The sequence below is a fragment of the Flagellimonas sp. genome, assembly GCF_965233845.1.
Taxonomy (GTDB): Bacteria; Bacteroidota; Bacteroidia; order Flavobacteriales; family Flavobacteriaceae; genus Flagellimonas.
The window spans coordinates 4252840-4276858 of sequence record NZ_OZ247584.1 but is presented as its reverse complement, the minus strand read 5'-3'; the positions used below and the strand labels follow the sequence as shown (position 1 = coordinate 4276858).

The window sequence follows — 24019 nt, the reverse complement described above, 5'->3', positions numbered from 1 at the left end:
TTGCGAAGATTTGATTGATGATTGAGTGCTTGCTTGGTCGGTTCCTTAAACTTACCCAATAGCATGGCAGCGGCAACCATGTTGCAGTAAAATGACCACATTTTGATAGCGAACGGTCTTAATAGGTTCGCTCCCTAAACAATTGTGTGATTTCCTTAACGAAGCTTTTGCTTACCCTTCTTCGAGTACCGTCCTTCATGATCACTTCCAGGGTGCTGCCATTCCCCCTTGCAAGTTCCGAGACATAATCAAGGTTGATGATGGTGGAACGGTGAATTTTTCGAAAAGTATCCATGGGCAAGACTTCCAAGAATGCTTTCAATGGCTTTCGCATGACAAAAACTCCTTGGGTGGTAAACAATTTGGTATAATAGTTCTCCGCAGACAATAACTGAATTTGTGAGGGTTCACAAAAATAAGTGCTTCCGCCACGGGTGAGCTCCAGTTTTAAGGAGGGTTCGGTTTCTTGGGGTTTTGGGTTCCTCAGCTTGTCAACAACAAACCAAACCAAGCCAACATCTATCAGCGTCCAAAAAATAAAGAAGTATCGATATACCCCAAACTTGGATCCCTCCAAATCCAAATAGGGGCTAACCGTTGAACTAAGTCCAAAAAACCATCCAAAGTGGATACAAATCAAAAGCAATCCTCCTGTCAAGAGCAAGGGAAGACCCCATTTTGTATTTCTGCCGCGCTTTTCAATTTTGTCCAACACCAAAAAGCCCAAAATCCACGGTGCCCATATCCCAAGTTGCCATAACACAACCTGAAACCAAGTTACCTGATCTCTTGTGGCATATTCGCGCCAATAGATCAATACGCCCAGCAAGAGCGCTATCGATAAAATAAGAATCGTGAAGTTTTTAAGTTTCATTTGTGCTATCCAAGCTAATGGGAATTCATAAAGTTACTAAACCCTAAGCAGCTCTATCCTACCAAAATTATTTCATTTTAGGAAACCCTTGCTAAATTTATGCGTGCAAAGCCAAGTCAGCAAGAAACGGGTTTTTAACCCTCTTTAACCGCTTTACTTTTGGGTCAAACAAAATGCGAATATCATGAGTGAACAGGAAAATTTGAACTACGACCGAATAGCCAAAGCGATTCAGCACATTAGCAGCAACTTTAAGGAGCAGCCCAGTTTGGATGAAATTGCAGAACAAGTACACCTGAGTCCATACCATTTTCAGCGAATTTTTAAGGAATGGGCAGGTGTGACCCCCAAACAATTCCTAAAATATACAAGTGTACAACATGCAAAAACACTGCTGAAAGAAGAAGGAGCCACCTTGTTTGATACCGCCTTGGAAACTGGACTTTCGGGTACCAGCAGACTACATGATCTTTTTGTCTCCTTGGAAGGTATGACTCCAGGGGAATACAAAAACGACGGAGAAAACCTTGTCATAAATTATAGCTACGCCCAAAGTCCGTTCGGCTTGGTGACCATAGCCTCTACCCAAAAAGGGCTGTGTCATGTCGCCTTTATTGAAGATGAAGAAAAGGGTCTTTATGAGCTAAAACAACAATTTCCCAAAGCGACCTATCACCAACGCGTGGATCAAACCCAGGTAAATGCCTTGATGATCTTCGCCAACGATTGGAGTCAGATATCCGAAATAAAACTCCATCTCAAGGGCACTGATTTTCAGCTCAAAGTATGGGAATCCCTATTAAAAATCCCAAAGGGAAAACTGGCCACCTATGGCAGCATTGCGGAAGACATTGGAAAGCCCAAAGCCTCTAGGGCGGTAGGTACGGCCATTGGCAGTAATCCCATCGCCTATTTAATTCCATGCCATCGAGTAATACAATCCTCCGGGCAATTGGGGGGTTATCGATGGACCACGACCAGAAAAACGGCCATCATTGGCTGGGAAGCGGCACAAGTTCAATAGTTAATCATAGAACCATGCATTTGAAAATCAATAGGGATTTCGTTCAAAACGAAATCTCCCAAAAAGGCTATGCCGTCATCGAAGATGTTCTAAGTGATCAGGAATGCCAGCAGCTCATTTCCAATTTTGATACAGCCCATTTGTATCGAAAGACCGTGGACATGGAACGCTACCGATTTGGAGCTGGAACCTACAAGTACTTTAAATATCCTCTTCCCAACATCATCCAAAGACTTCGGGAAATGGTGTATCCCGAATTGGTTCCCGTTGCCAATCAATGGATGTCTCAATTAAAACTGGATATGGTCTATCCGCAGGATTTGGGGAAACTTCATCAACACTGTGCCAATCATGGCCAACATTTGGCCACACCCTTGATTCTTAAATATCTAGAAGGTGGCTTTAACACGCTCCATCAGGATTTATACGGTGAAGTATACTTCCCCATGCAGGCGGTGCTGTTTCTAAACGATTATGGCGCCGATTATTCTGGAGGGGAATTTGTGCTCACGCAGCAGGTACCCAGAGCACAGTCAAAAGCCATGGTTTTGCATCCCAAAAAAGGATCCATGCTCATTTTTTCTACCAATTTTAGGCCAGTCCAAGGAAAAAAAGGTTTTTACCGAGTGACCATGAAACACGGGGTGAGCGAAGTGCATTCTGGGGAAAGGTACACCTTGGGCATCATCTTTCACGATGCGGCGCAATAATGAAAAGACATGATGAACTCTCCAAATCTGAGCTCTTTCATGCGCTAAGGCATCAAAAGATTCAATGGGCGGGAAACCGTAGACTTAAAATTTATGGCACTTTGCACTGCAAATCCGGAATGCGGATGAAAGTGGAAAACCGAGTCTTTTTCCGCACGGAACAAGAAGCCAAGGAAGCGAGATATCGCCCTTGCGGTCATTGCATGCAACAAGCCTACAAGGTTTGGAAAAGCAAGACAACAGACCTCCCGTAACACCCCAATTTACTACAAAAGAAATACTACTCCATTTACCTGAAAGTAGCAAGAATCGGGTTTTGCACGGCAGTAGTGTGGGCTTCATTTGTATCAAAATTTAAACCAAAATCCAATGAAAAAAGTAATTCTATCCTGCCTGTTGTTATTGGGATTATCCCTAAAGGCCCAAACTGAATTTGCACCAGCCAAGGACAAACTGCATGTCCCTGCCAAATCCATTGCAACGTATCTTAACATAGATGGCAATCTTGATGAAACCGAGTGGGCAAGTGCCCCTGTACTCTCTAATTTTATACAAGTGGAACCCAATCAAGGGGAACCATCCAAGTTTAAGACCACGGTACGGGTGTTATACAATGAAAAGTACCTTTACGTTGGGGCGTTTTGTCAAGATCCAGACGGAAAAAAAGGAATTCGTGTTCCCGACTTGGCCCGAGACTTTTCCTTCTTATCCAATGATACCTTTGCCGTTGGGATTGATGGTTTTCTTGATGAGCGTAACAGCGTCACCCTTGCGGTCAATCCCTATGGATCCCAAAAAGACTATCTTTCTTTTGACGACACCTTCTTTGATGCTAAATGGAACGGGTTATGGACCGTTCGCACCAAAATCACCACAGAGGGTTGGTTCGCGGAATTCCAAATCCCTTGGAAGACCCTGCGTTACGGAACCACTCAAGGTACTGATTCCCAATGGGGCATCAACTTTGTGAGACAACGAAGGAAAAGCAACGAGATTTCGGCCTGGTCCCCATATCCAAGAGCATATGGATTTAACCGTTCGGAGTATTTTGGGCTGCTTACCCAAATTAAACCCCCAAAGCCCACAACCAACTTTCGGATAAATCCCTACGTACTATCAAAGTACACGGAATCTGGCTCCAATGGGAACACTCAAGCATCCGAAACCGAATATATAATGGGTGGCGAAATTAAGTGGGCCCTTTCCACCAACACCCTACTGGATATTACTGCGAATACGGACTTTGCACAGGCAGAGGCGGATAGACAAGTGAACAACATCAGTAGATTTTCAGTTTTTTTCCCGGAAAGAAGGCAGTTTTTTCTTGAGAATGCCTCCTTATTCGGGGCCGGATTGTACAGTGATACGGGAGGATCTGGAAATCTAAGCATAATTCCATTTTTTAGCCGCAGAATCGGGTTGGATGAAAATGGCACACCCAAAACCATAGAAGCAGGTCTAAGGCTTGTACATCAATCGCCAAAGGAGAGTTTTGGAGTTATGGGCATAAAGGAAGAGGATGCCTATAATCTAGTTGGACGATATGTCAAGAATTTTGGAAAACAGAACCGCCTTGGTGCCATTGCAACAACAAAAATTCAGGACAACAACAATGCAGTTGCTGGGGTTGATGGCTTTTTCAGAATGGGCAATGCACATAGTCTAGGATTCATGGCACTTTCTTCTTTGGATATGGATGGGGATGATGCCCATTTTGGCGGCTACTTACAATACCGATATGATACCAATCAAGTAAATGCATGGTGGACCCAGTCCTATCTGGACAAAAACTTTAATCCTGAACTTGGTTTTACTTCCCGTTCCGATGTCATCGCTACATCTCCTGGAATCATTGCCAATATTAGAGGGCCAAAATTGCCTTTTAAAAAGTTGTTGCGGGCATATAGACCTAGGATTATTGGCAATCTCTATCATCAAGCATCCACAGGAGCATTTCTGGAAAGGGAATTGACCATTAGTCCGTTTTGGTTGGAAGCCCAGAACGGAGGATACCTCAGTTTCAGCACCTCATTTGTGGAACAAAAACTAAACGCACCCCTGCAACTGTTGAACGTGGAGATCATCCCTGATTCCTACTCTTACAACAGATATAGTATAGCGTTGGGCACCGACCCTTCCAGTAAATTCTCGACAGAATTGCGCCATACCTTTGGCAAATTTTACGATGGAGAGTTGCGGACCTGGAATGCTTCGTTGTCAGCTATTCCAATTCCACATATTTTTCTTAAGGGAAGTATCAACAGTGATAAGTTTACCGGTTTGGGCTCAACGTCCTCTTCAGGCACTGTAGACCTGCTCACTTTGGAGAGTAGGGTTTATATCAATCCAAGATTAAGTTTGTCTGGCCTGTATCAAAGAAATACGCAAAACGACTCGGATTTCTATAATATCCGCTTCGCTTGGGAATACAACCCGCTGTCCTATGTTTATATCGTTTTTAATTCCAACCAAAACAAGCTTGAAAGCGATACTATCTTTGAACGACAAGCCATAATCAAGCTTAGTTTTTTAAAACAGTTTTAAGGTGTATTTGGCCTTACCGCTTTTATTAAGTGGAAGGTAAAACCCCAAGTTAACCCTATATTTGAGTGATAAAAACAACTCCATGGCAAACTGGTTACAACCTACTACCCTTGAAGGCAAGAGGGTCAAATTAATACCGCTTCAAAAATCCCATAAAGCTGAACTTTTACAAGCGGCTTCGGACGGTAAATTATGGGAGCTATGGTTTACGTCAGTTCCTTCGGAAAAAAGCATTGACACCTACATTGAAGCAGCCCTTCAGAATCAGGAGAAGGGGACGGCCTTGCCCTTTACCATAATTGACAAAACCACCAATCAAATTGTAGGTTCTACAAGATACCTCAATGTTGAGGCCGAACATAGACGACTTGAAATTGGCGCCACCTGGTATGCCAAAAGCAACCAACGGAGCGGTCTAAATATCGAATGCAAACATTTATTGCTGCAACATGCCTTTGAACAATTGAAGTGTATTGCCGTAGAATTCCGAACGCATTACCATAATCTTACTTCCAGGACAGCTATCTCAAAGCTTGGGGCCAAACAGGAAGGAATCTTGCGTAATCACCGAATTGACCCCCAAGGAAATTATAGGGATACCGTAGTGTTTTCCATTTTGGAAAGTGAGTGGGCCACCGTGAAATACGGATTGGAACACAGGATGAATAAAACCTATTGAAATTTCTTGGTGTCTTAGGTCTAGACAGCTCTTTCGACTGCGCTCAAGATTACAGCTCGACCTGACATGAGTAGTGCTACCTTACTTCTAGTAGCTTCGCAAAATTGAAACTAGCTTGTTCCAAATTGGAAAAACTGTTGGCCTTGGCGTCCTCCAAACTCCCTACTTGGTTAAGCACGGATACGGCATAGTCCAAGCCCATTTCCTGAATTTGTTGAATAGAAGCATTTACGGATCCGCATAAAGCCGCCACTGGAATTTGGCGGGTCTTTGCCATCTTGACCACTCCAGCTATGGTCTTCCCTGCAGCAGTCTGATGATCCAATTGTCCTTCTCCGGTAATCACCCAATCTGCATCTTTTAAGGCCAAATCAAAATCGGCCATTTCCAAGACCAAATCCACTCCCGAGACCAATTGGGCATTTAAAAAAGTTATGGCTCCTGCGCCCATTCCCCCTGCGGCACCCGCGCCTGGCACATCCCGAACATCTTTGCCAAAATGGGACTGCAGCACATTGGCAAAATTCTCAAGGCCTTGATCCAGTATTTCAATTTCTTCGGGCGAAGCCCCTTTTTGTGCCGCGTAAACATGGGCGGCCCCATTTTTCCCATACAACGGATTGTTTACATCACAAGCCACCTTAACCTGGATTTTCTCCAATAACGGTGAAGTTTCATCATCTACAATCTTATGTGCATGGACCAAATTTTTGCCCACAGGTTGCAACCGATTTCCATCGGCATCCAAAAAGACATAACCAAAGGCTGTTGCCATTCCCATTCCGCAATCATTGGTAGCACTCCCCCCAATGCCCAAAACAATGTGCTGCGCTCCTTTATGCACGGCATCCAAAAGCAATTGCCCTGTTCCCAAAGTGGTGGTACGCATGCAGTTCATTTCCTCTTTCCGTAGCAGTTTGTAGCCTGAGGCTTCAGACATTTCTATGTAAGCTGTTTTTTTATCTTGTGATAACAAATAGCCCGCTTCAATATCTCTAAATAAAGGGTCTTTGACCTTGATTGTTTCCAAAGATGCCTTCAGGTAGGCTTGAACCACCTCCAAAGTACCATCGCCACCATCTGCCAAGGGTTTTTTCAGAATTTGGGCTTTCGGGAACACCCTTCCAATCCCCCTTTCAACCGCCTCGCAAAACTGTGTCCCTGTCAGGGAACCTTTGTATTTATCGGGAGCAATCACAAATTTCATGGCAGTTAGGTATTAACTAAATATACGGGGCTATTCAATATTACGATGAAAGGGCTTAAATCCCAAGGAAATCCATTATTGGCAGGCAACTTTATATACTACATGTGCATATTAAGTTTATTTTTGGAACAGAAGTTGTATATCCCCAATTAAAATCATTATCATGAAAAAAATTATAACACTATCCTTATTTATTGCTTTCACCATGACCATGAATTCACAAACCAAAAACTTTTTGGATATTCCTTATTTGGAAACCTCCGCTAGGGTGGACACCTTGGTAACACCGGACAAAATTTTCCTGAACATTACCATTCAAGAAAAAGATTCCAAGGGTCGGAAATCTGTTGAAGAGCAGGAAAACAAAATGGCCAACAGCCTTAGGGCCTTAGGCATTGATTTGGAAAAACAATTGGTGATCAAAGACTTGAGCAGCAACTTCAAAAAGTACTTTTTAAGACAAAAGGAGGTTCTAAAAAGCAAGCAATATTCCCTTTTGGTGCGTTCTGGAAAAAAAGCGGCTGAAGTCTTAATGGCCTTGGAAAAATTGGGCATTGCCAATACCTATTTGGAAAAAACCGAATACTCAAAAATGGAGGAACTGGAGTTGGAACTCAAGTCCAAAGCGGTGGCAAAGGCCAAGAAAAAAGCAGAGGCCTTGACCGCCCCCCTTGGACAAAAAGTTGGCGCTGCCATTCATATCATGGATACCTCTACTCCGTATTATCCAAGATATAACCAACCCAGAATGGAGATAAAAACTATGGCCATGGATGCTGCGGAGGCGCAACCCCTTGACCTTGATTTTGAAAAAATCAAAGTGGAAACTTCTGTGAACATCAAGTTTGAATTGTCCAAATAAACGCGCGTTATTCGTCCTTTAAAAAAAGGACATCATGAGATTTTTAATACCACTTTTACTTTTGAATTGGGGTTTAACCCATGCCCAAAACACATTGCAATTGGAAGAAGGGGAATCTTCCCCAAATGTCTCTTTGAATAGGGTTACCTGGCTAGAGGGATCTTGGCGGGGTGAAGCCTTGGGAGGTGAAGCCGAGGAAATTTGGAGTCCCCCCTTAGGGGGTTCCATGATGTTTTCGTTTAAGCTGGTTCATGAGGGTAAAATTTCCTTTTACGAATTTGGTCATATCCAAGAAAAGGACAATACCCTTGTACTACAACTCAAACATTTTAATGGGGATTTGACGGGCTGGGAATCCCAACAGGAGACAGTTGATTTTAAGCTGGTAAAACTGGAAGAAGATAAGGTCTTTTTTGAAGGCCTTACCATGGAAAAACTGGATGAGGACAAAATGCGGGTATCCGTAGTGCTAGGAGAAGGAGGAAAAACGAAAGAGCTGGTTTTCAATTACCGAAAGCACTAATGATCTAAAATGGAAAGCCCGGTGTCCATCATTTTTTTTAGCCTAATCGGGTCAGGGTCTACCTTGGCCACTACGCGCATGCCGCTGTAGAGCGTAAAAAGCATTGCGGCCACACTTTCTGCGTCCATGTCCTTATGGAATTCACCTCCTGCTATTCCTTTTTGGATGCATTGGGTAAAAAAGTGTTCCATATTGGACTTGTTTTCATTCAAGATTTGAAGCAATTCCCCATCTCCCGGGATAAGTTCTGTAGTGGTATTGACCACAAAACATCCTTTTCGGAATGGATCTTCCATGGATTCCTTAATCGAAATGTCAAAAAGTTGCTGAAACCCAGCTTTGACACTTGGTGCCTTTTCAAACAGGCCACGGAGCATATCACTGGCACCACTCCTATAATGGGAAAATGCCTTGTTGAACAATTCCTCCTTTCCGCCAAAAGTATCATAGAGACTTGCCCGATTAATTCCCAAATGCGAAACCAAATCTTGCATTGATGTGGCATGGAACCCCTTTTCCCAAAAGAGTTCCATGGCCTTGATCAATATTTGCTCTTCATTGAATTGTTTCGTTCTTGGCATATATTTTGGAATATTTGTTCCAAATTTATTCAAAAACTAAACCTGCGCCAAACCGCCATCTACAGGGATTTCAGCACCAGTGATATAGCTGCTGTCTTCCGAAGCCAAAAACAAAGCTGTTGTTGCAATTTCTGCTGACGTGCCAAATCTTCCAAGCGATACCATGGATGGAAGACTGGAAGCCATTTGATCTACATTTTCCTGGGGCACATTATGTTTTCCATAAAGCGGTGTATCGATAGGACCAGGAGCTATAGCATTGACTCGGATACCCTTGGGTCCAAATTCGGCAGCCAATGTTCTGGTCAAGGACCGAAGTGCAGCCTTACTTGATGCATAAGCGGCCATTCCCGCAAAGCCCTTGACATTGACTATGGAGGTGTTGAATATGATACTGGCTCCCTCATTTAAATGCTCATAGGCCGTCTTCACGGTAAACAAAGGTCCTTTGACATTGATGTCATAGACCTCATCATAAATATCCTCAGTCAGTTCATTGATTCCCTCCAGACGAAATACCCCAGCATTCAGGAAGAGAATGTCTATCTTCCCAAAAGTTTCAATGGTTTTTTCAATCAACTGCTGACTGTCCGCAGTGCTGGAGGCCTCTGCTATTACCAAAAGATATTCTCCTGAAAGCTCTGTCTTGAGTGCTTCCAGTTTTTCCTGATTTCTTCCGGTCAACACTACCTTAGCGCCTTGTTCCAGATACTTTTTGGCAGTTGCCAAACCTATTCCACTAGTGGCTCCGGTTACTACGGCCACCTTGTTTTCGAGTTTTCCCATTTTAAAGTAATTTTTGATTAAGATTTTATTTTGGAACGTTCATTCCGCTACAAACATATATATTTTGGAATGATTGTTCCAAAACAAACCCAAGCTTTAACAATTATTTATCTTTATGCTTCAAATCAAAACCCATGAACCCTCCATTTATCGCTGACAAAACTTTTAAAAATCAAGATTTTTCCCAAACTCGATTGAAAAAGGGAGAATATGAAAATTGCATTTTTGAAGGTTGTAATTTTTCAGAGGGCTATCTGGACAACCAAAACTTTATGGAATGCCAATTTGTGGATTGCGATATGACCAATGCGAACATAAAGCACACCATTTTTAAGGAAACCGAATTCCATGGCTGTAAATTGGTAGGGCTTCGTTTTGAAGATTGCAATGATCTTTTGTTCAGTGTCCAGTTCAATGGTTGCAATTTAACCTTAAGTTCCTTTTATGGATTAACCCTGAAGGCCACACCTTTTTTGGATTGCGTCCTTAGCGAGACGGACTTTACCGAGGCTGACCTAAGTATGGCTGTTTTTTCCCAATGCAATTTGGAAAATGCCATTTTTGAGCTCACCAATCTGAGCGGAGCCAACCTCTCCTCTTCTTTCAATTTAAATATAGTCCCGGAACGAAATCGGCTTAAAAAAGCAAGGTTCAGTAAAGACAATCTAATCGGTTTATTGAAAAAATACGATATTGTTGTGGAGTAAATGCAGTAGATATGTCCGAGAAGAAGTGTTTGGAATGTGGTGATGTGCTTGTTGGACGGATTGATAAAAAGTATTGTTCCGATCATTGCCGCAATGCCTATAACAACAGGCTAAACAAGGACAGCAAAAACTTGGTCCGAAACATCAACAACCGACTGCGGAAAAACTACCGCATCCTGGATAGTTTTCCTTTAAAAGAAGGAAAAACCAGGACAACAAAAATGCGGCTGATGGACAAAGGTTTCGATTTTGAATACATCACAAACCTCTACACCACCAAAAAAGGAAGCACCTATTATTTTGTGTACGATCTAGGTTATTTGCCCTTGGACAATGACAATTATATCATTGTAAAACGGGAGTAGCCAGAATTACTTTTTCCAATTCTGGGCACTAAGCTTCAGCGCTGCGATCACAATATCCTTTCTACTGATCTGTCCCACCAGAATATCATTCTTCATCACAGGAAGCCTGCGGCGGTTGTGCTTATCAAAAACACCAGCAGCGTCAAAAATGCTCATATCGTGCGGGATGGTCTGCACAGTTTTAGTCATGAATCGCTCTACGCTCTTATCCAAAATGGGTTGATTGAAGTATCGACTTTCGGAAATTTGCTTCATGCAATCCGCCTCGGAAATAATTCCTACCAAAAACCCATTTTTATCCATCACCGGACCACCAGAGATATGATATTTGGCAAACGCCTCCATCACTTCCAAAATAGACTGTTCCGGTGAAAACGTGACCAATTTTTTGGTCATATAGTCCTCCACAAGAATTGGCGCATCGTATTCCTTCTTTGAAGCATCTTTAGATCGAACACCTTGAAAACTCTTGATTGCCATATCATTTACTTTTAGGGTTGATTAATAAATATAGGCTTTTTTAACGAATTATTTAAATTATTGGCAATGAACGTGCTAAGGTTTAAGAATTTCATATTTTTGGGAGCCAACTTAATCGAACTATGAAATTTTCTAAAAATCTTGCACTACTTCTGCTGGTTTTCTCTGTGTATTGGAGCTATCGGGCCTTAATGCCGCAATACGGAGGTGATGCTGACAAGGCACCTCAAACCTTTGCTACGGATAGGGCTTTGGAACATGTTAAAAACATATCCAAAGAACCACATGCAGTAGGTTTTCCTGGACATGGGAAGGTCAAAAGCTATATTATCTCACAGCTTAACAAATTAGGATTGGAAACCACTACCCAAGAGGGGTATACTGCAGGGGATTGGGCCAATCTGAGCAAGGCCACTAACATCCTTGCTAAAATAAAAGGCTCAGGGAACGGGAAAGCTTTGCTTTTACTCACCCATTACGATAGCAGCCCCCACTCCTCCCTAGGGGCTAGTGATGCAGGCAGTGGTGTTGCCACTATTTTGGAAGGAGTACGGGCCTTTTTATCTGAAAACAAAACGCCCAAAAACGATATCATCATTCTTTTTTCGGATGCAGAGGAGTTGGGCCTTAATGGTGCCGACCTGTTTGTAAACAAACACCCTTGGGCCAGGGATGTGGGACTTGTACTAAACTTTGAGGCAAGAGGTAGTGGCGGCCCCAGTTATATGCTCATTGAGACCAATCAGGGCAATGCTAGATTGATTGAGGAATTTACCAAGGCCAGTCCAAAATACCCAGTGGCCAATTCTTTGGCCTATAGCATCTACAAAATGTTACCCAACGATACCGATCTAACGGTGTTTAGGGAAGATGGGGATATTGAAGGTTTTAATTTTGCGTTTATAGACGATCATTTTGATTATCATACCGTATTGGACAATTACGAACGTCTTAATAGAAATACACTAGCACATCAAGGCAGTTATTTAATGCCATTACTGGCCCACTTTAGTGAATCTGACCTTGATCAGCTAAAAGCGGATAGTGATTATATCTATTTCAATCTTCCATTTTTTAGATTGATTTCCTATCCCTTTTCTTGGATATGGCCCATGCTAATCGCAGCAGTTCTCATTTTTCTATTCCTTTTGGGTTATGGTCTAAAACATCAAAAAATCAATTTCATAGATATAGGAAAAGGGTTTATTCCAGCATTGTTTTCACTTATAATCAATGGAATCCTGGGCTACTTTGCTTGGTCTATGATCACTTGGTGGTATGGGGAATTCAATGATATGCTTCATGGATTCACCTATAATGGGCATCTCTACATTGTGGTTTATGCCATGTTTTCAATAGCTGTTTGCTTTTGGGTGTACCATAAATTCCGAAAGATAAAAACGGCTAACCTTTTGGTTGCTCCCATTTTTCTATGGCTGATTATTTGCATATTGGTCGGGATGTACCTAAAGGGAGCCAGTTTTTTTGTAGTTCCATTGTTTGGAACCTTAGCGGCCCTAATGGTCCTTATTAATCAGGATAAACCAAATCCACTCTTACTGGTTTTCCTAGCCTTGCCCGCAATCTTTATTCATGCTCCCTTTGTCAAGATGTTTCCTGTAGGACTCGGTCTTAAAATGATGGTGGCCGCAACTGTGTTTACCACCTTGCTGTTCTTTTTGGCACTCCCATTTCTAGGTCAACTTAAAAACAAAGAGCGATTTGCCTATGTATTCCTTTTCCTTTTCTTTGCCTTTGGTATATCAGCCCATATAAATTCCAGATTCTCGGCAGAAAAGCCCAAACCAAGTAGCCTACTTTACGTTTACAATGCGGATAACGACTCCGCAGTTTGGGCAACCTATGATAAAAGCCTGATCGATTGGAACGCACAGTTTTTGGGAGAGGGAAAAAGGAAAGTAGATTCTGGGGATTACAATGCGCTCGCAAGTAAATATGGTACAGGGTTCCGAATGGTTAAAGAGGCTCCAAAAAAGGATATCCCTGCCCCTTGGATAGATACACTCCTGGATACCATTATTGGGAATGAACGCATTCTAGAGCTTTGCGTTACCCCTAAAAGAAAGGTCAACCGATTGGAAGTATTTACCAACGACATCCAACTTAATGCGGTCAAGGTCAATAGTATTATTCTATCTGATAGTTTTCTCGCTAACCGAAAACAAAGACTAGTCACACATTATATCAGTAACAATGACTATACGGAATTGGAGTTGAGTTTTCCGAAAGACAAAGAGTTGGAATTGACGTTTTATGAGTCCTCAAATGATCTCCTTTCCCATAAAGATTTCACCATTCCGCCACGACCCGACTATAGCATTCCAATGCCCTTTGTTTTGAACGATGCCATCTTGGTAACAAAAACCCTGCGATTTGACTGAAAAAATTGGGATTTTAGGGTGTGGATGGCTAGGCTTTCCATTGGCCAAGTCTCTAATACAGAAAAATTACGAGGTGCATGGGACCACAACATCTTTGGATAAGTTGGAATTACTTAAAAATGAGGGCATTAGTCCTTATACAGTCTCCTTATCAGCATCTAAAATAGAAGGGGAAATCCAAGATTTTTTATCCCAAATTGATACGCTCATCATCAATATTCCTCCAAGATTGAGGGGAACAAACAAAGAGAGTTTTTTTGACAAGATGCAATTGCTTCTTGAGGCAATTAAAAGCTCATCGGTATTAAGGATTATCTTCATCAGCAGTACAGCCGTTTATGGGGATGTAAGTGGTGAGGTCACGGAAGAAACCCCTACCATGCCCAATACTGAATCTGGCAAGCAACTGGTACAAGCAGAAACACTCTTCCAGACCGATGATTCCATTAGAACCACGGTTATACGCTTTGGAGGACTTATAGGGCCAAAAAGAAATCCCGTTACCATGTTATCTGGAAGAACTGGTCTCCGTAATGGTCATGACCCCATAAACCTGATTCACTTGGAAGATTGCATCCATATGATAACTACCATCTTGGAAAAAGGGTACTGGGGAGAGCTATTTAATGGGGTTTACCCCCATCATCCTGCCAAGCGGGATTTTTATACGGAACAGGCCCAAAAACTGGACATTCCCGCGCCCATCTATCTCGAGGATTCCAATGAAAACCCAGGGAAAACCGTAGTTAGTAGGAATTTTCTTGATAAATCCCATGCATTCAATACCTCTATAGCTTTGTAGTTGACCACACGGACAACACGTTTCACAACAATTAAGATAAATTTAAGTTAATTAAACTATTGGTTTTTAATATGTTACAACTGACAGCGTTAACTTTATATAAGCATTAAGTTATACATGTCATGGGAAATTCAAGGTTGACAACAAGAATCTTGATGGAGATGGAGAATTTGATTACAAAAAGTAGTACAAGAGAAAACATAACCTCAAGATTTCAAGAATTACATCAGTCCATTCTGAGAAAGCATTACAATGCGGCCGATGTGGAAATTGACTATCACAATCACCGCATAAAAATGGATGTGGTACTTGATGATGGTGAATATGATCCAAAAACCATCAATATGGTGGTATCTACATTGCCCGTAAATCTCTTTTATAAAAATCTATGCGATTTTCTAAAATCCTGTCTTTCCAAGGATGTAAAGAGTTTGGCATTTTATGCCAGTTTATTAAAACAATACACGGATAAGGACATTGCCATGATGGCTTTGTAAATCAAAAAACTTGCTAGTGAAAAAGATGTCCAATGGACATCTTTTTGTTTTTATGGAATATAACTCTTGCTGAGTTTTGCCTATGGGCAAACGGAAAAACACTTGAACTGACAAAAATACAAGCTGTTAAAGGTTACATACATCTCTTTAATGAAACACATCTGGATTACTGACACATCCCTGATTTCAGCTTACAGAAATCCTTCCCTTCTCAAGAAGGGATTACATTGTTCCCCTCTCGAGAGGGGTTAGGGGTGTGTTCTTAAAACCTGTCTGGCAGGTAGGTTTAATTCCAATACAATTTCACTAAAACCTACATTTCTACCCAAATATCTTAACAAAATACGCCTTGGGCGCTATATAGTATTCTTTAACAGCATCATACCAATAATTTTTTTAGTTTTGGCGCACCTAAACGTGAACAAATGAAAAAGTTAGTTGTGTTGTTGCTCTTGTTCGTCGGCTTCAACGGAATTTCCCAGACACAAAGTGAGCTATTAAAACACTACCAAGACTACTATCAGGAGATGCGCTTGCAAGGTGACATCAATGGAGTTATAGGAGCACTTACCCACTTGAATGTTTTATCCCCTTCCAAACAGCGAAAAGATACTTTGGCCTTTGTGTACATGAACAACGGTCAACATATGCAGGCTTTAAATACCATTGGCATAGAAAAAAATGGGGATGACTCGGATTTGGCCGTACAGGTCAAAGCTGTTTCCCTAAAGGCCTTGAATCAGCCTAAGCGTGCCTTGGAACATTTCGAAATTCTTTTTTCAAGAACTCCTTCTGCCTATCTCGCCTACGAATTGGCTGATCTAAAAATTCTGACCGGGGACGTAGAGGGCGCCACCGCTAATATTGAATATGGCATTACCAACGCCCAAGATGATATGAAATATGCCTTTTATGAAAGACAGCAACCCTATGAAGTTCCTTTGAAGGCGGCCTTTTATCACCTACAAGGGTTGGTTATTTACAACAAGGACAAAAGCAAGATAGACGACGCAATCGCCTCTATAGATGAAGCGCTTAAAATAGATGGCAATTTTAATCTGGCAAGCTTGAGCAAACAAGCTTTGGAAGCGAGAAAAGAAAAACCGGAAGGAGAAAATTAAAATCTATTGCTTGCCAAGCTGTAACAATAGCAAACTGTCCTTTTCTTTTTTGAGTTCAATCAGTTCCGACACGTGTTCGTTCGGAACGGCTATGGATAACACATAATGGGCAATTTTCCATTGCCCATTTTCTTTTTTTAGGGCCCCAGAGCCCCTACATAGTTTCATCTGAGTGTCCAACAGCTCATCAAACCAAGCAAAATCCTTGGATTCGTCAATATAAATATTTCGCTCCACGGCGGTAAAACTCCATGCTTTTCCGCGGTCAAAATAGGGTTTGGAAAACTCCCTAAATTCATTGTTTTGCCAATTTTCAGTGGCATCTGTTCCCAAAAACACCCCATCATCCGTCATTCTGGAAAAATAACCTTCAAAATCGGCATTGGATGCCGCCAAATGCCATGCATCCAGCAGTTGATCTATTTGTTGCTTATCGTCCGTTTGGGCTTGTAAGAATACAGCACAAATCATCAAAATCAGCATCAAGCATCTACTCTTCATCCAAAATCAGTTTTTTGTCCAATTGACTATTAACAACAACATTGAGTTGCGCCCGCATGGCATTATAGGCCTTGATCATCTCAATGGTGGGCTCTGTTGTCTCACTATTGTTAAGCACGTGGGATTTGGCTTTAAACAAGTAGGTCTTAACCACCCTTAACCGACTCTTGACCTCAAAGGCGTCAAACATTGCTGGATACTGCGATTTCTCTAACAGGCTTTGTTTATCGATTAGATCATCCAGCGCCAAAGCAAGGTCTTCGTTGTTCCTGGCCTTGTACAATACATCAAAACTTGAGTTGAATGCCCTAAATTCAGGCCAGTTTTCCAACAGCTCGTTAGCCTTGCTATTCAAAACCATTCGTTGCGGCATCTTTTGATAGTTGAAAACAAGTTCTTCAAAAGTGGATTCTTCCGGGCTTGCATTCTTATCCTTGCATCCCAATCCCAATAGAACAATTCCAGCTGCCAATAACCCTAACAATTTTCGCATGGACGAATGTACAAATTTTAATAAAGGCTATCTTTACGGGCTAACTCAATTAACTTCATTTTAAATGCAAAAACCAATTCTTATTCTTGGAGCATGCGGTCAAATTGGCACGGAGCTAACCATGGAATTGCGTGCCAAATATGGGAAGGACACCGTAATAGCAAGTGACATTAGAGAAGGAAGTGAATCCCTGATGGATTCAGGGCCATTTGAGCTTTTGGACGCTACCAATTACGAGGCTATTGAAGATGTGGTGATGCATTATGAGATTGATGAGGTATACCTCATGGCAGCCATGTTGAGTGCCACCGCGGAAAAATTCCCCATGCGCGCCTGGAACCTGAACATGAACTCTTTGTTCAATGTTCTCAATTTGGCAAAAGACAGGAAAATCAGTAAAATCTTTTGGCCCAGCAGCATAGCCGTTTTTGGACCAAATACGCCTAAAGAGAACACCCCCCAAAGTACCGTTATGGAGCCTAGCACGGTATATGGCATAAGCAAACAATCTGGGGAACGCTGGTGCGAATATTATTTCAACAAGTTTGGGATTGATGTCCGTAGTGTTCGTTATCCAGGACTTATAAGTTGGAAGACCATGCCCGGTGGCGGTACCACGGACTATGCAGTTGAGATCTATCACAAAGCTTTGGAAACTGGGAAATACAATTGTTTTTTGCAAGAAGACACTAAGCTCCCCATGATGTATATGGACGATGCCATCAGTGCAACCTTGAATTTGATGGAAGCTGATGCGGAAAAAATCAGTGTGCGATCATCCTATAATTTGGGAAGCATGAGTTTTACCCCAAATGAAATTGCACAAAGTATCAAAGAGCATATTCCGGAATTCCAGATGGATTATCACCCCGATTTTAGACAGCAGATTGCAGATTCCTGGCCTAGCAGTATTGATGACAGTTTTGCTAAAAGGGATTGGGCTTGGCAACCCAAATTTGATTTGGACAGTACCACTTCTGAAATGTTGCGCAATTTAGGTCAGAAGTGAGAATTATTCTTCCTCTGAGCTAAATCCATGCTCTGATGAATTGTCCATTCCAAGAACAGTGGCATCCGCTTCATCAAAATTGATGATGGTGTGTTGAAGTTTTGAACTGATTTTGACCAAAAAAATAGTATCGATGGTGGTCACTTCAACCGCTTCAACAGCCTCTCCTTTGATATTCTTAAACTTAATGATATCCCTGTCCCCATATCCATCAGGATACTTTTGAACTAAAAGTTGAAGTACCCCAGGGGTAAGCTTTTTATAATCGATAATGACTCTCTTGGGATTGGACATCGGAGTGAGTTTATCATCAATTGCCTCTTAAAATTATAAAAATTATCCGTTGTGGATATCCGATTTGCCCCCAGTCTTCTTTAAAAGCTTAATGTGATGTATTTCCACACCTTTGTCAATGGGCTTGAGCATGTCGTACATATTCAGTGCCACAACGCTTGCTCCATGCATGGCCTCCACTTCCACTCCTGTTTTATAAAAGGTTTGCACCATCACTTCAACGGTAATTTCCAAACCGTCAATAGTGTAATCAATTGCGCAGTGTTCCACTGGGAGTGGATGGCAATCCGGAAGTAAGTCAGCGGTTTTTTTAACCCCTAAAAATCCTGCGGCCTTGCTCATGGAAAAAACATCGCCCTTGGGAACCGTGCCATTTTGAATGGCCATTATGGTTTCTTGTCTGCTAACCTTGACCACTGCTTGCGCAATGGCCGTCCTATGGGTAGATTGTTTTTGGGTAATATCTACCATCCGATTATGTGTTTACTTTCCATTGATAGGAATCATCCTCAAAAATCTCTTTTCCAAAAACGGGAACCTGTGCTTTTATCTCCTCCACAACATAACGAATCGCGTCAAAAGCAGTCTTTCGATGTGGGGACGACACAAATACAAACAGACAAAGTTCTCCCACCGGAACTTTGCCCAAACTGTGGTAAATATGCATACAAGTGAGGTCGTATTGGTCAAACGCGCTTTCCCTGATCTCATGGAATTTTTGGTTGGCCATTTCCTCATAAGCCGTGTACTCTATGGCCCCTACGGTTTTACCGTCAATTTTATCGGCCCTAACCTGTCCCAAAAAAATATCATGCGCCCCAATTTGGGTCTTATGTTGATGATGCGCTATGGATTCTGCAATAAATGAGGGGTTTATGGCTCCCTCAACAAACACGTTTTTAACCTTCTTTTCCATTTAGGAACTGTTTTTTGCTAAGGTAACCAAGAAATGGGAAAGCTGAAGAAAATTTGTAGCCCCGGCAAGAATTACCGTAACCAAGTACGGCATAAACTTCGGTTCCAAAGCCTTGCTTTGGGTGCTACGCACCTTTGCGCGTCTACTTTGTAGCCCCGGCAAGAATCGAACTTGCATCTAAAGTTTAGGAAACTTCTATTCTATCCATTGAACTACGGGGCCATTCCCAGAAACGGATAGCAAAAATATGTTTTTTTGGGAATCAAATGCTAATGTGGTAGTTTGCTTTTTAGAAGGCCATAGATAAAAGTGCCCAGTAAAGCTCCAAACAGGACAATCAAAATGGGAAGGAATCCTGCTCCCACCAGCGTATACATGGGACCAGGACAGGCACCAGCCAAAGCCCAACCCAGACCAAAAAGAACACCACCAACAGCATTGGCAACGAAGTTCCTTTTCTTATCGGCTATAATAATTTCATTTCCCTGAAATGATTTGGCTTTGGAACGTTTCACCCATTGTACAAACAATATCCCCAGGCCTACCGCGGACCCCATAATCCCATACATATGGAAAGCATCGAACTGGAACATCTCATAGATTCGGAACCAAGAAGCTGCCTCTGATTTGTAGAGCACAATCCCAAAAAAGGTGCCGACTATTAAAAAAGCTACATTTCTCATGGGCTAAAAATTAAGGGAAACAAGAAATGAATCATGACTAGGCCCCCAAGGAAAAAGCCCAATACCGCTACCAAGGAGGGAAGTTGAAGATTGCTCAAACCTGAAATAGCGTGTCCCGAAGTGCATCCACCCGCATAACGGGCACCAAAGCCTACCAAGAATCCCGCTACTATTAAAATAATCCACGTGAAAGGACTGGATAGGCTTTCCACTGAAAAAAGTTCCGAAGGTAAGTAGGCACTTCCTGCACTTGAAAAGCCAAGTTCATTCAAAGACGTAATTGAAGATTCAGAAATGGCCACACCCGCTTCGGAAGATAGAAGGTTTGCGCCTAAAAAACCTCCAATGACTACCCCAACGACCACCATCAAACTCCAACTTTTGGATTTAATGTCGGTTTTAAAGTAGTCCGCAATTCGACCCGCACCACCTATCGAGCACATCGTTTCCAAATTGGTAGACATACCGAAGCGTTTGCCCATCAAAATCAATAGGGCCATAACAAGGACGATCAAAGGTCCGGAAACATACCACGGCCAGGGTTGCAATATAAGGTCCATCTACAATAAAATTTTTCCAAAGTAAAACACTTGACCTGAAACCTCAGGTAACCAAAGTTACATAAGGAACTTCCCAATAGCATCGGAAATAGATTGGTAACCGAAAAGTCCTTAGTCCTCTACCTCTACGATCATTTCAATCTCCACGGCAATGTTACGGGGGAGTGAGCCCATTCCAACCGCAGCTCTGGCATGCTTCCCACGGTCACCGAAGACTTCGACCATCAAATCGGAAAAGCCATTGATGACCTCGGGGTGATCGCCAAATTCAGGTACGGCATTCACCATCCCCAACACCTTTACCACACGTTTTACCTTGTTCAAATTACCCAATTCCGCTTTAAGAACTGTAAGTTGGTTGATCCCGGTAACCCTTGCTGCTTCATAGCCTTGTTCCACAGTCAAGTCACCACCCACTTTTCCGGTAATCAATTCCCCGTTGGCTTGGGTTGGTCCTTTTCCTGCCAAAAACAGCAGGTTGCCCGTCCGCACCACGTTCACATAGTTTGCAACTGGGGAGGAAGGTGTACCAAGAGTTATGTTTAAATCAGCCAATTTGGCTTCTGGATCGTAATCACTTACAGCAACAGCATCAGCTGTAGCTGGTTTTTGCTTCTCTTGGGCTTGTGGTGCTTCTTTGCATGCTATAAAGGCAATGGTCAAAACAAATAGAAAGTACTTTTTCATTTTAGTCTGGTTTAAACGTTTTGGTGTTTTCCAAAGTTACGCATTGGCCAGAATCTCCTTAAGTCTCTCTGCAACAATCCTTTCTTGACCGGGGACCATCATCCATGTGGTAATCCCAATGGTTTCCTTATTGCCCACGGTAGCAATGGAAGGATGTCCTTCCTTCAGCTTTTTACGAGCTTCCTCTGGGGTAATCTTAACTTTGTTTTGATCCCATTTGATCCGTAGCGATGGTACATGATTGGCATGGGGTGGCACATGAATCTCAGATTCCACTCCATCAACCGAAGTTGCGCTATCGCTGATCAGTTGAATCTGGTTCTCCCACATTTCCCATTCTTTTTTGTGGTCTTTGTTCAGATAAAGTTCAAGGGCTACCAACATGCCCAAGACCTCTTCTTTGTTCACTTTCATCCCCCTGGCAATGGTGGTGCCTCTTGGCGGGGTATGCAATCGTGCCGCTTTAATCAAATCCTTTCTACCCAACAACAGTCCAGCACTTTGTGGTCCTCTTATCCCTTTACCTCCTGAAAATGCAACAAGATCAAAACCTAATTTGGTGAACTTAAATAGATTTTCCACAGGAGGGACATCCGCGGCACAATCAATAAAAGTTGGGATGCCATGTTTTTTCCCGATGGCCACAAATTCCTCATAGCCCACTTCCCCTTGATCCGTATTTGCGTTCAAGAACCAGAGCATAGCCGTTTTATCATTGATTTTCTTCTCCAGTTCTTTGGCAGTTTTGACCTTGACCAACTTAGCGCCCGTATTTAACAAGGCATGGGTATACCCTATATCATGGGCCTCTTGGAGAATTACTTCATTTTTTAGCCCCGTAGTGTCCGGTAATTGAGCTACCTTTTTTTGGTCCATACCGCAAATCACTCCTGCCAAACCAATGGTCATTGCACCAAAAGCTCCTGAAGATACCGTGGCATATTCACAGTCCAAAAGTTCCGCAATACGTTCACCAACCTTGTCATGTAATTGATCGAGATCCACATACTCGGTAGTTCCAAATTTGATGGCTTCCACCACCTCTTTGGGCATCGTGGAGCCTGTCATGGAGGTGTATGTTCCTGCGGCATTGATAAAAGTCCTTAAACCCAGTTCTTTAAATAAATTCCTGCTTACAGGTTTAGCCATATTGGCCCCAATAGTTTGAGGGGTCAATAATCCTGCTCCAGCCAAACCTCCTATTACAGGAAGGCTGGACAATGTTTTTAATAATTTTCTTCTACTGATCATGATTCTGTTCTTAGTGTTAATCCAATGCGGCTATACAGTCTATTTCTACCAGTGAATTTCCTGGCACACCGCCATAGGTTGCCACGGTTGTTCTCACAGGTGGGTTTTTGCCAAATCGACCTCTGTATACCTCGTTCATTTTATGATAATCGGCCAAATCTGCGAGGTAAACATTCACTTTTAAAACCTTGTCCATTGAGGTTCCGTTCTTGACCAGTTCTTTTTCTACTTCCTTAAGCACATGATCTGTATGGGCTTTGATATCCCCATCAAAATGAGCTCCTTTTCCTGCTACATAAAGGGTATTGCCATGTCTAACCGAGCCTGAAAACAAAGGCACATCCTGGTCGTTTACAATTTCTCCCACAACTTCCTTTACGGCCTTTTTTTCCTTTCCTAGTGCGGATACAGTGCCCGCTCCGAAAAATGCGGCCACACCCAATCCTATGCGCTTTAACGATGATCTTCTATTTGTTACTTTTTTCATTTTGTTTGTTTTTGATTTTAGTTATTTACTGATTTACCACATGCGTTTTTTGAGCAACTCCTGAATCTGCTCTTTGGGGACCGGAAGCTCATCGATATGATCTTTCAGCCATCCTGAAAAGTCCTTTTCAATTTCGTCGGTCCATTTGTTATCGATCTGTCCAGGGGTATATTTGCCTTCTTTCAATCGGGAAATGCCGAATAAATCACGGAGTCTTACCACTTCAGAGGTAACTACTACTTTTTCGGCCAAATGCGAAGGAACGAAAACCACTCCTTCCTTTTTTGCCAAAACCACATCTCCCGGCAAAACCGTTGCCGCTCCCATTCGAATAGGCTGATTGATGCCCAGCAGCATCACCTCGGTCAAAAATGATGGGTGCCAACCACGCACAAAAGCGTTAAAGCCCTCTATTTCCGAGAGTCCTTCCATGTCCCTACTGGAAGCATTGAAAACAACTCCAGTCTTGGATTTTGCATAGATGGAATTTCCCAAATTATCACCGATCAAGGTTCCATCCACTATTTTTCCAAAGGCATCGGCAACATAGACGTCTCCCTCAGACAACATATCTATGGGCCAGGAATTGGTATTTCCTATCCTTCCCTCCTTAGTCCCGTTTTCTTTGATTACGGTCGCCACATCTGGGCGATTGGGCATGTATTGAACCGTAAGTGCTCTTCCTACCACCACTACATCATCATGTAAGGGCTGCCAGCCACCTTCAAACTGATTGTGATATCCCTCATTTCTCAAAACACCCCAGGCTTCTTCTATGGTCACCTTTTTCATTCGTTCCAAAACGTCATCCGCCACTTTGGGGCGACCATCATCAAACCGTTCTCCCTGCCATTGCGGAGTTAGAAAAAGGATTTGCTCCTTGGAAGTGGTCTGCGCCTGGACTGAAGCTTGGACAAGGATAAAGGCTACTAAACAGACTGTTTTATAATATTTGAATAGGGTTGGTTTCATTT

At 42.4% G+C, this 24019-nt stretch carries 30 protein-coding genes and 1 tRNA gene; 14 read left to right on the top strand and 17 right to left on the bottom strand.

The genetic code is table 11. The features are described from left to right. Positions 1-118: 118 nt before the first annotated feature. Positions 119-874 (bottom strand): LytTR family DNA-binding domain-containing protein, encoded by a 756-nt coding sequence (locus tag ACO6S0_RS19180; RefSeq protein ID WP_422349889.1) that lies wholly within the window; start codon positions 872-874, stop codon positions 119-121. A gap of 184 nt (positions 875-1058) precedes the next feature. Between ACO6S0_RS19180 and ACO6S0_RS19175 the strand changes: the two genes are divergently transcribed. The 5 genes from ACO6S0_RS19175 (at position 1059) to ACO6S0_RS19155 (ending at position 5831) form a co-directional block, all read left to right on the top strand. Continuing rightward, positions 1059-1898, top strand: a complete 840-nt coding sequence (locus ACO6S0_RS19175) for a bifunctional helix-turn-helix domain-containing protein/methylated-DNA--[protein]-cysteine S-methyltransferase (protein ID WP_422349888.1) — start codon at positions 1059-1061, stop codon at positions 1896-1898. 14 nt (positions 1899-1912) lie between these two features. Beyond that, a complete protein-coding gene (locus ACO6S0_RS19170; RefSeq protein WP_422349887.1) occupies positions 1913-2608 on the top strand; it encodes a 2OG-Fe(II) oxygenase in 696 nt (231 codons plus the stop codon). Continuing rightward, positions 2608-2862 carry an Ada metal-binding domain-containing protein gene (locus tag ACO6S0_RS19165; RefSeq protein WP_422349886.1) on the top strand — a complete coding sequence of 85 codons (255 nt, stop codon included), beginning with the start codon at positions 2608-2610 and terminating at the stop codon, positions 2860-2862. The genes ACO6S0_RS19170 and ACO6S0_RS19165 overlap by 1 nt, the downstream gene beginning before the upstream one ends. A gap of 115 nt (positions 2863-2977) precedes the next feature. Continuing rightward, positions 2978-5152 carry a DUF5916 domain-containing protein gene (locus ACO6S0_RS19160; protein ID WP_422349885.1) on the top strand — a complete coding sequence of 725 codons (2175 nt, stop codon included), beginning with the start codon at positions 2978-2980 and terminating at the stop codon, positions 5150-5152. An 82-nt stretch (positions 5153-5234) separates the two neighbouring features. Continuing rightward, positions 5235-5831: a GNAT family N-acetyltransferase gene (locus ACO6S0_RS19155; protein ID WP_422349884.1), complete on the top strand. Its 597-nt coding sequence runs from the start codon at positions 5235-5237 to the stop codon at positions 5829-5831. A 76-nt stretch (positions 5832-5907) separates the two neighbouring features. Here the strand turns inward: ACO6S0_RS19155 and ACO6S0_RS19150 are convergent, their stop codons facing one another. After that, complete coding sequence (locus tag ACO6S0_RS19150; RefSeq protein WP_422349883.1) at positions 5908-7038, bottom strand: glycerate kinase; 1131 nt, start codon at positions 7036-7038, stop codon at positions 5908-5910. Positions 7039-7201: 163 nt separating this feature from the next. On the opposite strand from ACO6S0_RS19150, the gene ACO6S0_RS19145 reads away from it, so the two are divergent. Next, complete coding sequence (locus ACO6S0_RS19145; RefSeq protein ID WP_422349882.1) at positions 7202-7900, top strand: SIMPL domain-containing protein; 699 nt, start codon at positions 7202-7204, stop codon at positions 7898-7900. Positions 7901-7934: 34 nt separating this feature from the next. After that, complete coding sequence (locus tag ACO6S0_RS19140; protein WP_422349881.1) at positions 7935-8423, top strand: DUF6265 family protein; 489 nt, start codon at positions 7935-7937, stop codon at positions 8421-8423. Here ACO6S0_RS19140 and ACO6S0_RS19135 read toward each other — a convergent pair. Then, positions 8420-9004, bottom strand: coding sequence for a TetR/AcrR family transcriptional regulator (locus ACO6S0_RS19135; RefSeq protein ID WP_422349880.1), 585 nt, complete (start codon positions 9002-9004; stop codon positions 8420-8422). The genes ACO6S0_RS19140 and ACO6S0_RS19135 overlap by 4 nt on opposite strands. 36 nt (positions 9005-9040) lie before the next feature. Next, entirely contained in the window at positions 9041-9790 is a 750-nt protein-coding gene (locus ACO6S0_RS19130) for an SDR family NAD(P)-dependent oxidoreductase (RefSeq protein WP_422349879.1), read from the bottom strand. 134 nt (positions 9791-9924) lie between these two features. Here ACO6S0_RS19130 and ACO6S0_RS19125 point away from each other — a divergent pair, with 134 nt between their 5' ends. Both ACO6S0_RS19125 and ACO6S0_RS19120 read left to right on the top strand, forming a co-directional pair. Next, entirely contained in the window at positions 9925-10497 is a 573-nt protein-coding gene (locus tag ACO6S0_RS19125; protein ID WP_422349878.1) for a pentapeptide repeat-containing protein, read from the top strand. A gap of 11 nt (positions 10498-10508) precedes the next feature. Beyond that, on the top strand, positions 10509-10862 hold the full coding sequence (locus ACO6S0_RS19120; protein WP_420401756.1) for a hypothetical protein: 354 nt from the start codon (positions 10509-10511) through the stop codon (positions 10860-10862). Positions 10863-10868: 6 nt separating this feature from the next. Here the strand turns inward: ACO6S0_RS19120 and ACO6S0_RS19115 are convergent, their stop codons facing one another. After that, on the bottom strand, positions 10869-11342 hold the full coding sequence (locus tag ACO6S0_RS19115) for a CBS domain-containing protein (protein WP_422349877.1): 474 nt from the start codon (positions 11340-11342) through the stop codon (positions 10869-10871). 122 nt (positions 11343-11464) lie between these two features. On the opposite strand from ACO6S0_RS19115, the gene ACO6S0_RS19110 reads away from it, so the two are divergent. The 4 genes from ACO6S0_RS19110 to ACO6S0_RS19095 all read left to right on the top strand — a co-directional run bounded on the left by ACO6S0_RS19110 (position 11465) and on the right by ACO6S0_RS19095 (position 16164). Continuing rightward, complete coding sequence (locus ACO6S0_RS19110) at positions 11465-13744, top strand: M28 family peptidase (RefSeq protein WP_422349876.1); 2280 nt, start codon at positions 11465-11467, stop codon at positions 13742-13744. Then, the gene (locus ACO6S0_RS19105; protein ID WP_422349875.1) at positions 13737-14546 is read left to right on the top strand and encodes an SDR family oxidoreductase; all 810 of its coding nucleotides are present in this window, start codon (positions 13737-13739) and stop codon (positions 14544-14546) included. Before ACO6S0_RS19110 ends, ACO6S0_RS19105 begins: the two co-directional genes overlap by 8 nt. Positions 14547-14668: 122 nt before the next feature. Beyond that, the gene (locus ACO6S0_RS19100; protein WP_422349874.1) at positions 14669-15043 is read left to right on the top strand and encodes a hypothetical protein; all 375 of its coding nucleotides are present in this window, start codon (positions 14669-14671) and stop codon (positions 15041-15043) included. A 425-nt stretch (positions 15044-15468) separates the two neighbouring features. Continuing rightward, on the top strand, positions 15469-16164 hold the full coding sequence (locus ACO6S0_RS19095) for a hypothetical protein (protein ID WP_422349873.1): 696 nt from the start codon (positions 15469-15471) through the stop codon (positions 16162-16164). A gap of 3 nt (positions 16165-16167) precedes the next feature. Here ACO6S0_RS19095 and ACO6S0_RS19090 read toward each other — a convergent pair whose 3' ends face one another. Together ACO6S0_RS19090 and ACO6S0_RS19085 are read right to left on the bottom strand one after the other, a co-directional pair. Further along, complete coding sequence (locus ACO6S0_RS19090) at positions 16168-16665, bottom strand: nuclear transport factor 2 family protein (protein ID WP_422349872.1); 498 nt, start codon at positions 16663-16665, stop codon at positions 16168-16170. Next, the gene (locus ACO6S0_RS19085) at positions 16655-17158 is read right to left on the bottom strand and encodes a hypothetical protein (protein ID WP_422349871.1); all 504 of its coding nucleotides are present in this window, start codon (positions 17156-17158) and stop codon (positions 16655-16657) included. The genes ACO6S0_RS19090 and ACO6S0_RS19085 overlap by 11 nt, the downstream gene beginning before the upstream one ends. Before the next feature lie 64 nt (positions 17159-17222). Here ACO6S0_RS19085 and ACO6S0_RS19080 point away from each other — a divergent pair, with 64 nt between their 5' ends. Continuing rightward, positions 17223-18167, top strand: coding sequence for an NAD-dependent epimerase/dehydratase family protein (locus tag ACO6S0_RS19080; protein ID WP_422349870.1), 945 nt, complete (start codon positions 17223-17225; stop codon positions 18165-18167). A 3-nt stretch (positions 18168-18170) separates the two neighbouring features. On the opposite strand, the gene ACO6S0_RS19075 is transcribed toward ACO6S0_RS19080, so the two are convergent. The 10 genes from ACO6S0_RS19075 to ACO6S0_RS19030 all read right to left on the bottom strand — a co-directional run bounded on the left by ACO6S0_RS19075 (position 18171) and on the right by ACO6S0_RS19030 (position 24017). Further along, the gene (locus tag ACO6S0_RS19075; protein WP_422349869.1) at positions 18171-18461 is read right to left on the bottom strand and encodes a hypothetical protein; all 291 of its coding nucleotides are present in this window, start codon (positions 18459-18461) and stop codon (positions 18171-18173) included. Positions 18462-18503: 42 nt separating this feature from the next. Beyond that, positions 18504-18932 carry a cyclic pyranopterin monophosphate synthase MoaC gene (gene moaC, locus ACO6S0_RS19070; protein ID WP_422349868.1) on the bottom strand — a complete coding sequence of 143 codons (429 nt, stop codon included), beginning with the start codon at positions 18930-18932 and terminating at the stop codon, positions 18504-18506. Positions 18933-18936: 4 nt separating this feature from the next. Continuing rightward, a complete protein-coding gene (locus ACO6S0_RS19065) occupies positions 18937-19377 on the bottom strand; it encodes a molybdenum cofactor biosynthesis protein MoaE (RefSeq protein ID WP_422349867.1) in 441 nt (146 codons plus the stop codon). A gap of 150 nt (positions 19378-19527) precedes the next feature. Next, positions 19528-19599: transfer RNA gene (locus tag ACO6S0_RS19060), tRNA-Arg, on the bottom strand. Between the two features lie 47 nt (positions 19600-19646). Then, positions 19647-20060 (bottom strand): DUF6691 family protein, encoded by a 414-nt coding sequence (locus ACO6S0_RS19055; protein WP_422349866.1) that lies wholly within the window; start codon positions 20058-20060, stop codon positions 19647-19649. Further along, positions 20057-20620, bottom strand: a complete 564-nt coding sequence (locus ACO6S0_RS19050) for a YeeE/YedE family protein (RefSeq protein WP_422349865.1) — start codon at positions 20618-20620, stop codon at positions 20057-20059. Before ACO6S0_RS19050 ends, ACO6S0_RS19055 begins: the two co-directional genes overlap by 4 nt. Before the next feature lie 111 nt (positions 20621-20731). Next, positions 20732-21307, bottom strand: coding sequence for a RidA family protein (locus ACO6S0_RS19045; RefSeq protein WP_422349864.1), 576 nt, complete (start codon positions 21305-21307; stop codon positions 20732-20734). 36 nt (positions 21308-21343) lie between these two features. Further along, the gene (locus ACO6S0_RS19040) at positions 21344-22558 is read right to left on the bottom strand and encodes a selenocysteine synthase (protein ID WP_422349863.1); all 1215 of its coding nucleotides are present in this window, start codon (positions 22556-22558) and stop codon (positions 21344-21346) included. A 16-nt stretch (positions 22559-22574) separates the two neighbouring features. Further along, positions 22575-23045, bottom strand: a complete 471-nt coding sequence (locus tag ACO6S0_RS19035) for a RidA family protein (RefSeq protein ID WP_422349862.1) — start codon at positions 23043-23045, stop codon at positions 22575-22577. A gap of 33 nt (positions 23046-23078) precedes the next feature. Further along, positions 23079-24017, bottom strand: a complete 939-nt coding sequence (locus ACO6S0_RS19030) for an RraA family protein (protein WP_422349861.1) — start codon at positions 24015-24017, stop codon at positions 23079-23081. Positions 24018-24019: the final 2 nt, after the last annotated feature.

Bases quoted from the DNA above. Each gene is read 5' to 3' on its own strand.
- ACO6S0_RS19155 (WP_422349884.1), top strand. From the start codon at position 5,235: ATGGCAAACTGGTTACAACCTACTACCCTTGAAGGCAAGAGGGTCAAA.
- ACO6S0_RS19075 (WP_422349869.1), bottom strand. From the start codon at position 18,461: ATGTCCAATCCCAAGAGAGTCATTATCGATTATAAAAAGCTTACCCCT.
- moaC (WP_422349868.1), bottom strand. From the start codon at position 18,932: ATGGTAGATATTACCCAAAAACAATCTACCCATAGGACGGCCATTGCG.
- ACO6S0_RS19030 (WP_422349861.1), bottom strand. From the start codon at position 24,017: ATGAAACCAACCCTATTCAAATATTATAAAACAGTCTGTTTAGTAGCC.
- ACO6S0_RS19175 (WP_422349888.1), top strand. From the start codon at position 1,059: ATGAGTGAACAGGAAAATTTGAACTACGACCGAATAGCCAAAGCGATT.
- ACO6S0_RS19035 (WP_422349862.1), bottom strand. From the start codon at position 23,045: ATGAAAAAAGTAACAAATAGAAGATCATCGTTAAAGCGCATAGGATTG.
- ACO6S0_RS19065 (WP_422349867.1), bottom strand. From the start codon at position 19,377: ATGGAAAAGAAGGTTAAAAACGTGTTTGTTGAGGGAGCCATAAACCCC.
- ACO6S0_RS19080 (WP_422349870.1), top strand. From the start codon at position 17,223: ATGCAAAAACCAATTCTTATTCTTGGAGCATGCGGTCAAATTGGCACG.
- ACO6S0_RS19180 (WP_422349889.1), bottom strand. From the start codon at position 874: ATGAAACTTAAAAACTTCACGATTCTTATTTTATCGATAGCGCTCTTG.
- ACO6S0_RS19095 (WP_422349873.1), top strand. From the start codon at position 15,469: ATGAAAAAGTTAGTTGTGTTGTTGCTCTTGTTCGTCGGCTTCAACGGA.
- ACO6S0_RS19040 (WP_422349863.1), bottom strand. From the start codon at position 22,558: ATGATCAGTAGAAGAAAATTATTAAAAACATTGTCCAGCCTTCCTGTA.
- ACO6S0_RS19045 (WP_422349864.1), bottom strand. From the start codon at position 21,307: ATGAAAAAGTACTTTCTATTTGTTTTGACCATTGCCTTTATAGCATGC.
- ACO6S0_RS19150 (WP_422349883.1), bottom strand. From the start codon at position 7,038: ATGAAATTTGTGATTGCTCCCGATAAATACAAAGGTTCCCTGACAGGG.
- ACO6S0_RS19165 (WP_422349886.1), top strand. From the start codon at position 2,608: ATGAAAAGACATGATGAACTCTCCAAATCTGAGCTCTTTCATGCGCTA.
- ACO6S0_RS19050 (WP_422349865.1), bottom strand. From the start codon at position 20,620: ATGGACCTTATATTGCAACCCTGGCCGTGGTATGTTTCCGGACCTTTG.
- ACO6S0_RS19055 (WP_422349866.1), bottom strand. From the start codon at position 20,060: ATGAGAAATGTAGCTTTTTTAATAGTCGGCACCTTTTTTGGGATTGTG.
- ACO6S0_RS19120 (WP_420401756.1), top strand. From the start codon at position 10,509: ATGTCCGAGAAGAAGTGTTTGGAATGTGGTGATGTGCTTGTTGGACGG.
- ACO6S0_RS19125 (WP_422349878.1), top strand. From the start codon at position 9,925: ATGAACCCTCCATTTATCGCTGACAAAACTTTTAAAAATCAAGATTTT.
- ACO6S0_RS19140 (WP_422349881.1), top strand. From the start codon at position 7,935: ATGAGATTTTTAATACCACTTTTACTTTTGAATTGGGGTTTAACCCAT.
- ACO6S0_RS19135 (WP_422349880.1), bottom strand. From the start codon at position 9,004: ATGCCAAGAACGAAACAATTCAATGAAGAGCAAATATTGATCAAGGCC.
- ACO6S0_RS19085 (WP_422349871.1), bottom strand. From the start codon at position 17,158: ATGCGAAAATTGTTAGGGTTATTGGCAGCTGGAATTGTTCTATTGGGA.
- ACO6S0_RS19170 (WP_422349887.1), top strand. From the start codon at position 1,913: ATGCATTTGAAAATCAATAGGGATTTCGTTCAAAACGAAATCTCCCAA.
- ACO6S0_RS19090 (WP_422349872.1), bottom strand. From the start codon at position 16,665: ATGAAGAGTAGATGCTTGATGCTGATTTTGATGATTTGTGCTGTATTC.
- ACO6S0_RS19145 (WP_422349882.1), top strand. From the start codon at position 7,202: ATGAAAAAAATTATAACACTATCCTTATTTATTGCTTTCACCATGACC.
- ACO6S0_RS19115 (WP_422349877.1), bottom strand. From the start codon at position 11,342: ATGGCAATCAAGAGTTTTCAAGGTGTTCGATCTAAAGATGCTTCAAAG.
- ACO6S0_RS19160 (WP_422349885.1), top strand. From the start codon at position 2,978: ATGAAAAAAGTAATTCTATCCTGCCTGTTGTTATTGGGATTATCCCTA.
- ACO6S0_RS19100 (WP_422349874.1), top strand. From the start codon at position 14,669: ATGGGAAATTCAAGGTTGACAACAAGAATCTTGATGGAGATGGAGAAT.
- ACO6S0_RS19130 (WP_422349879.1), bottom strand. From the start codon at position 9,790: ATGGGAAAACTCGAAAACAAGGTGGCCGTAGTAACCGGAGCCACTAGT.
- ACO6S0_RS19110 (WP_422349876.1), top strand. From the start codon at position 11,465: ATGAAATTTTCTAAAAATCTTGCACTACTTCTGCTGGTTTTCTCTGTG.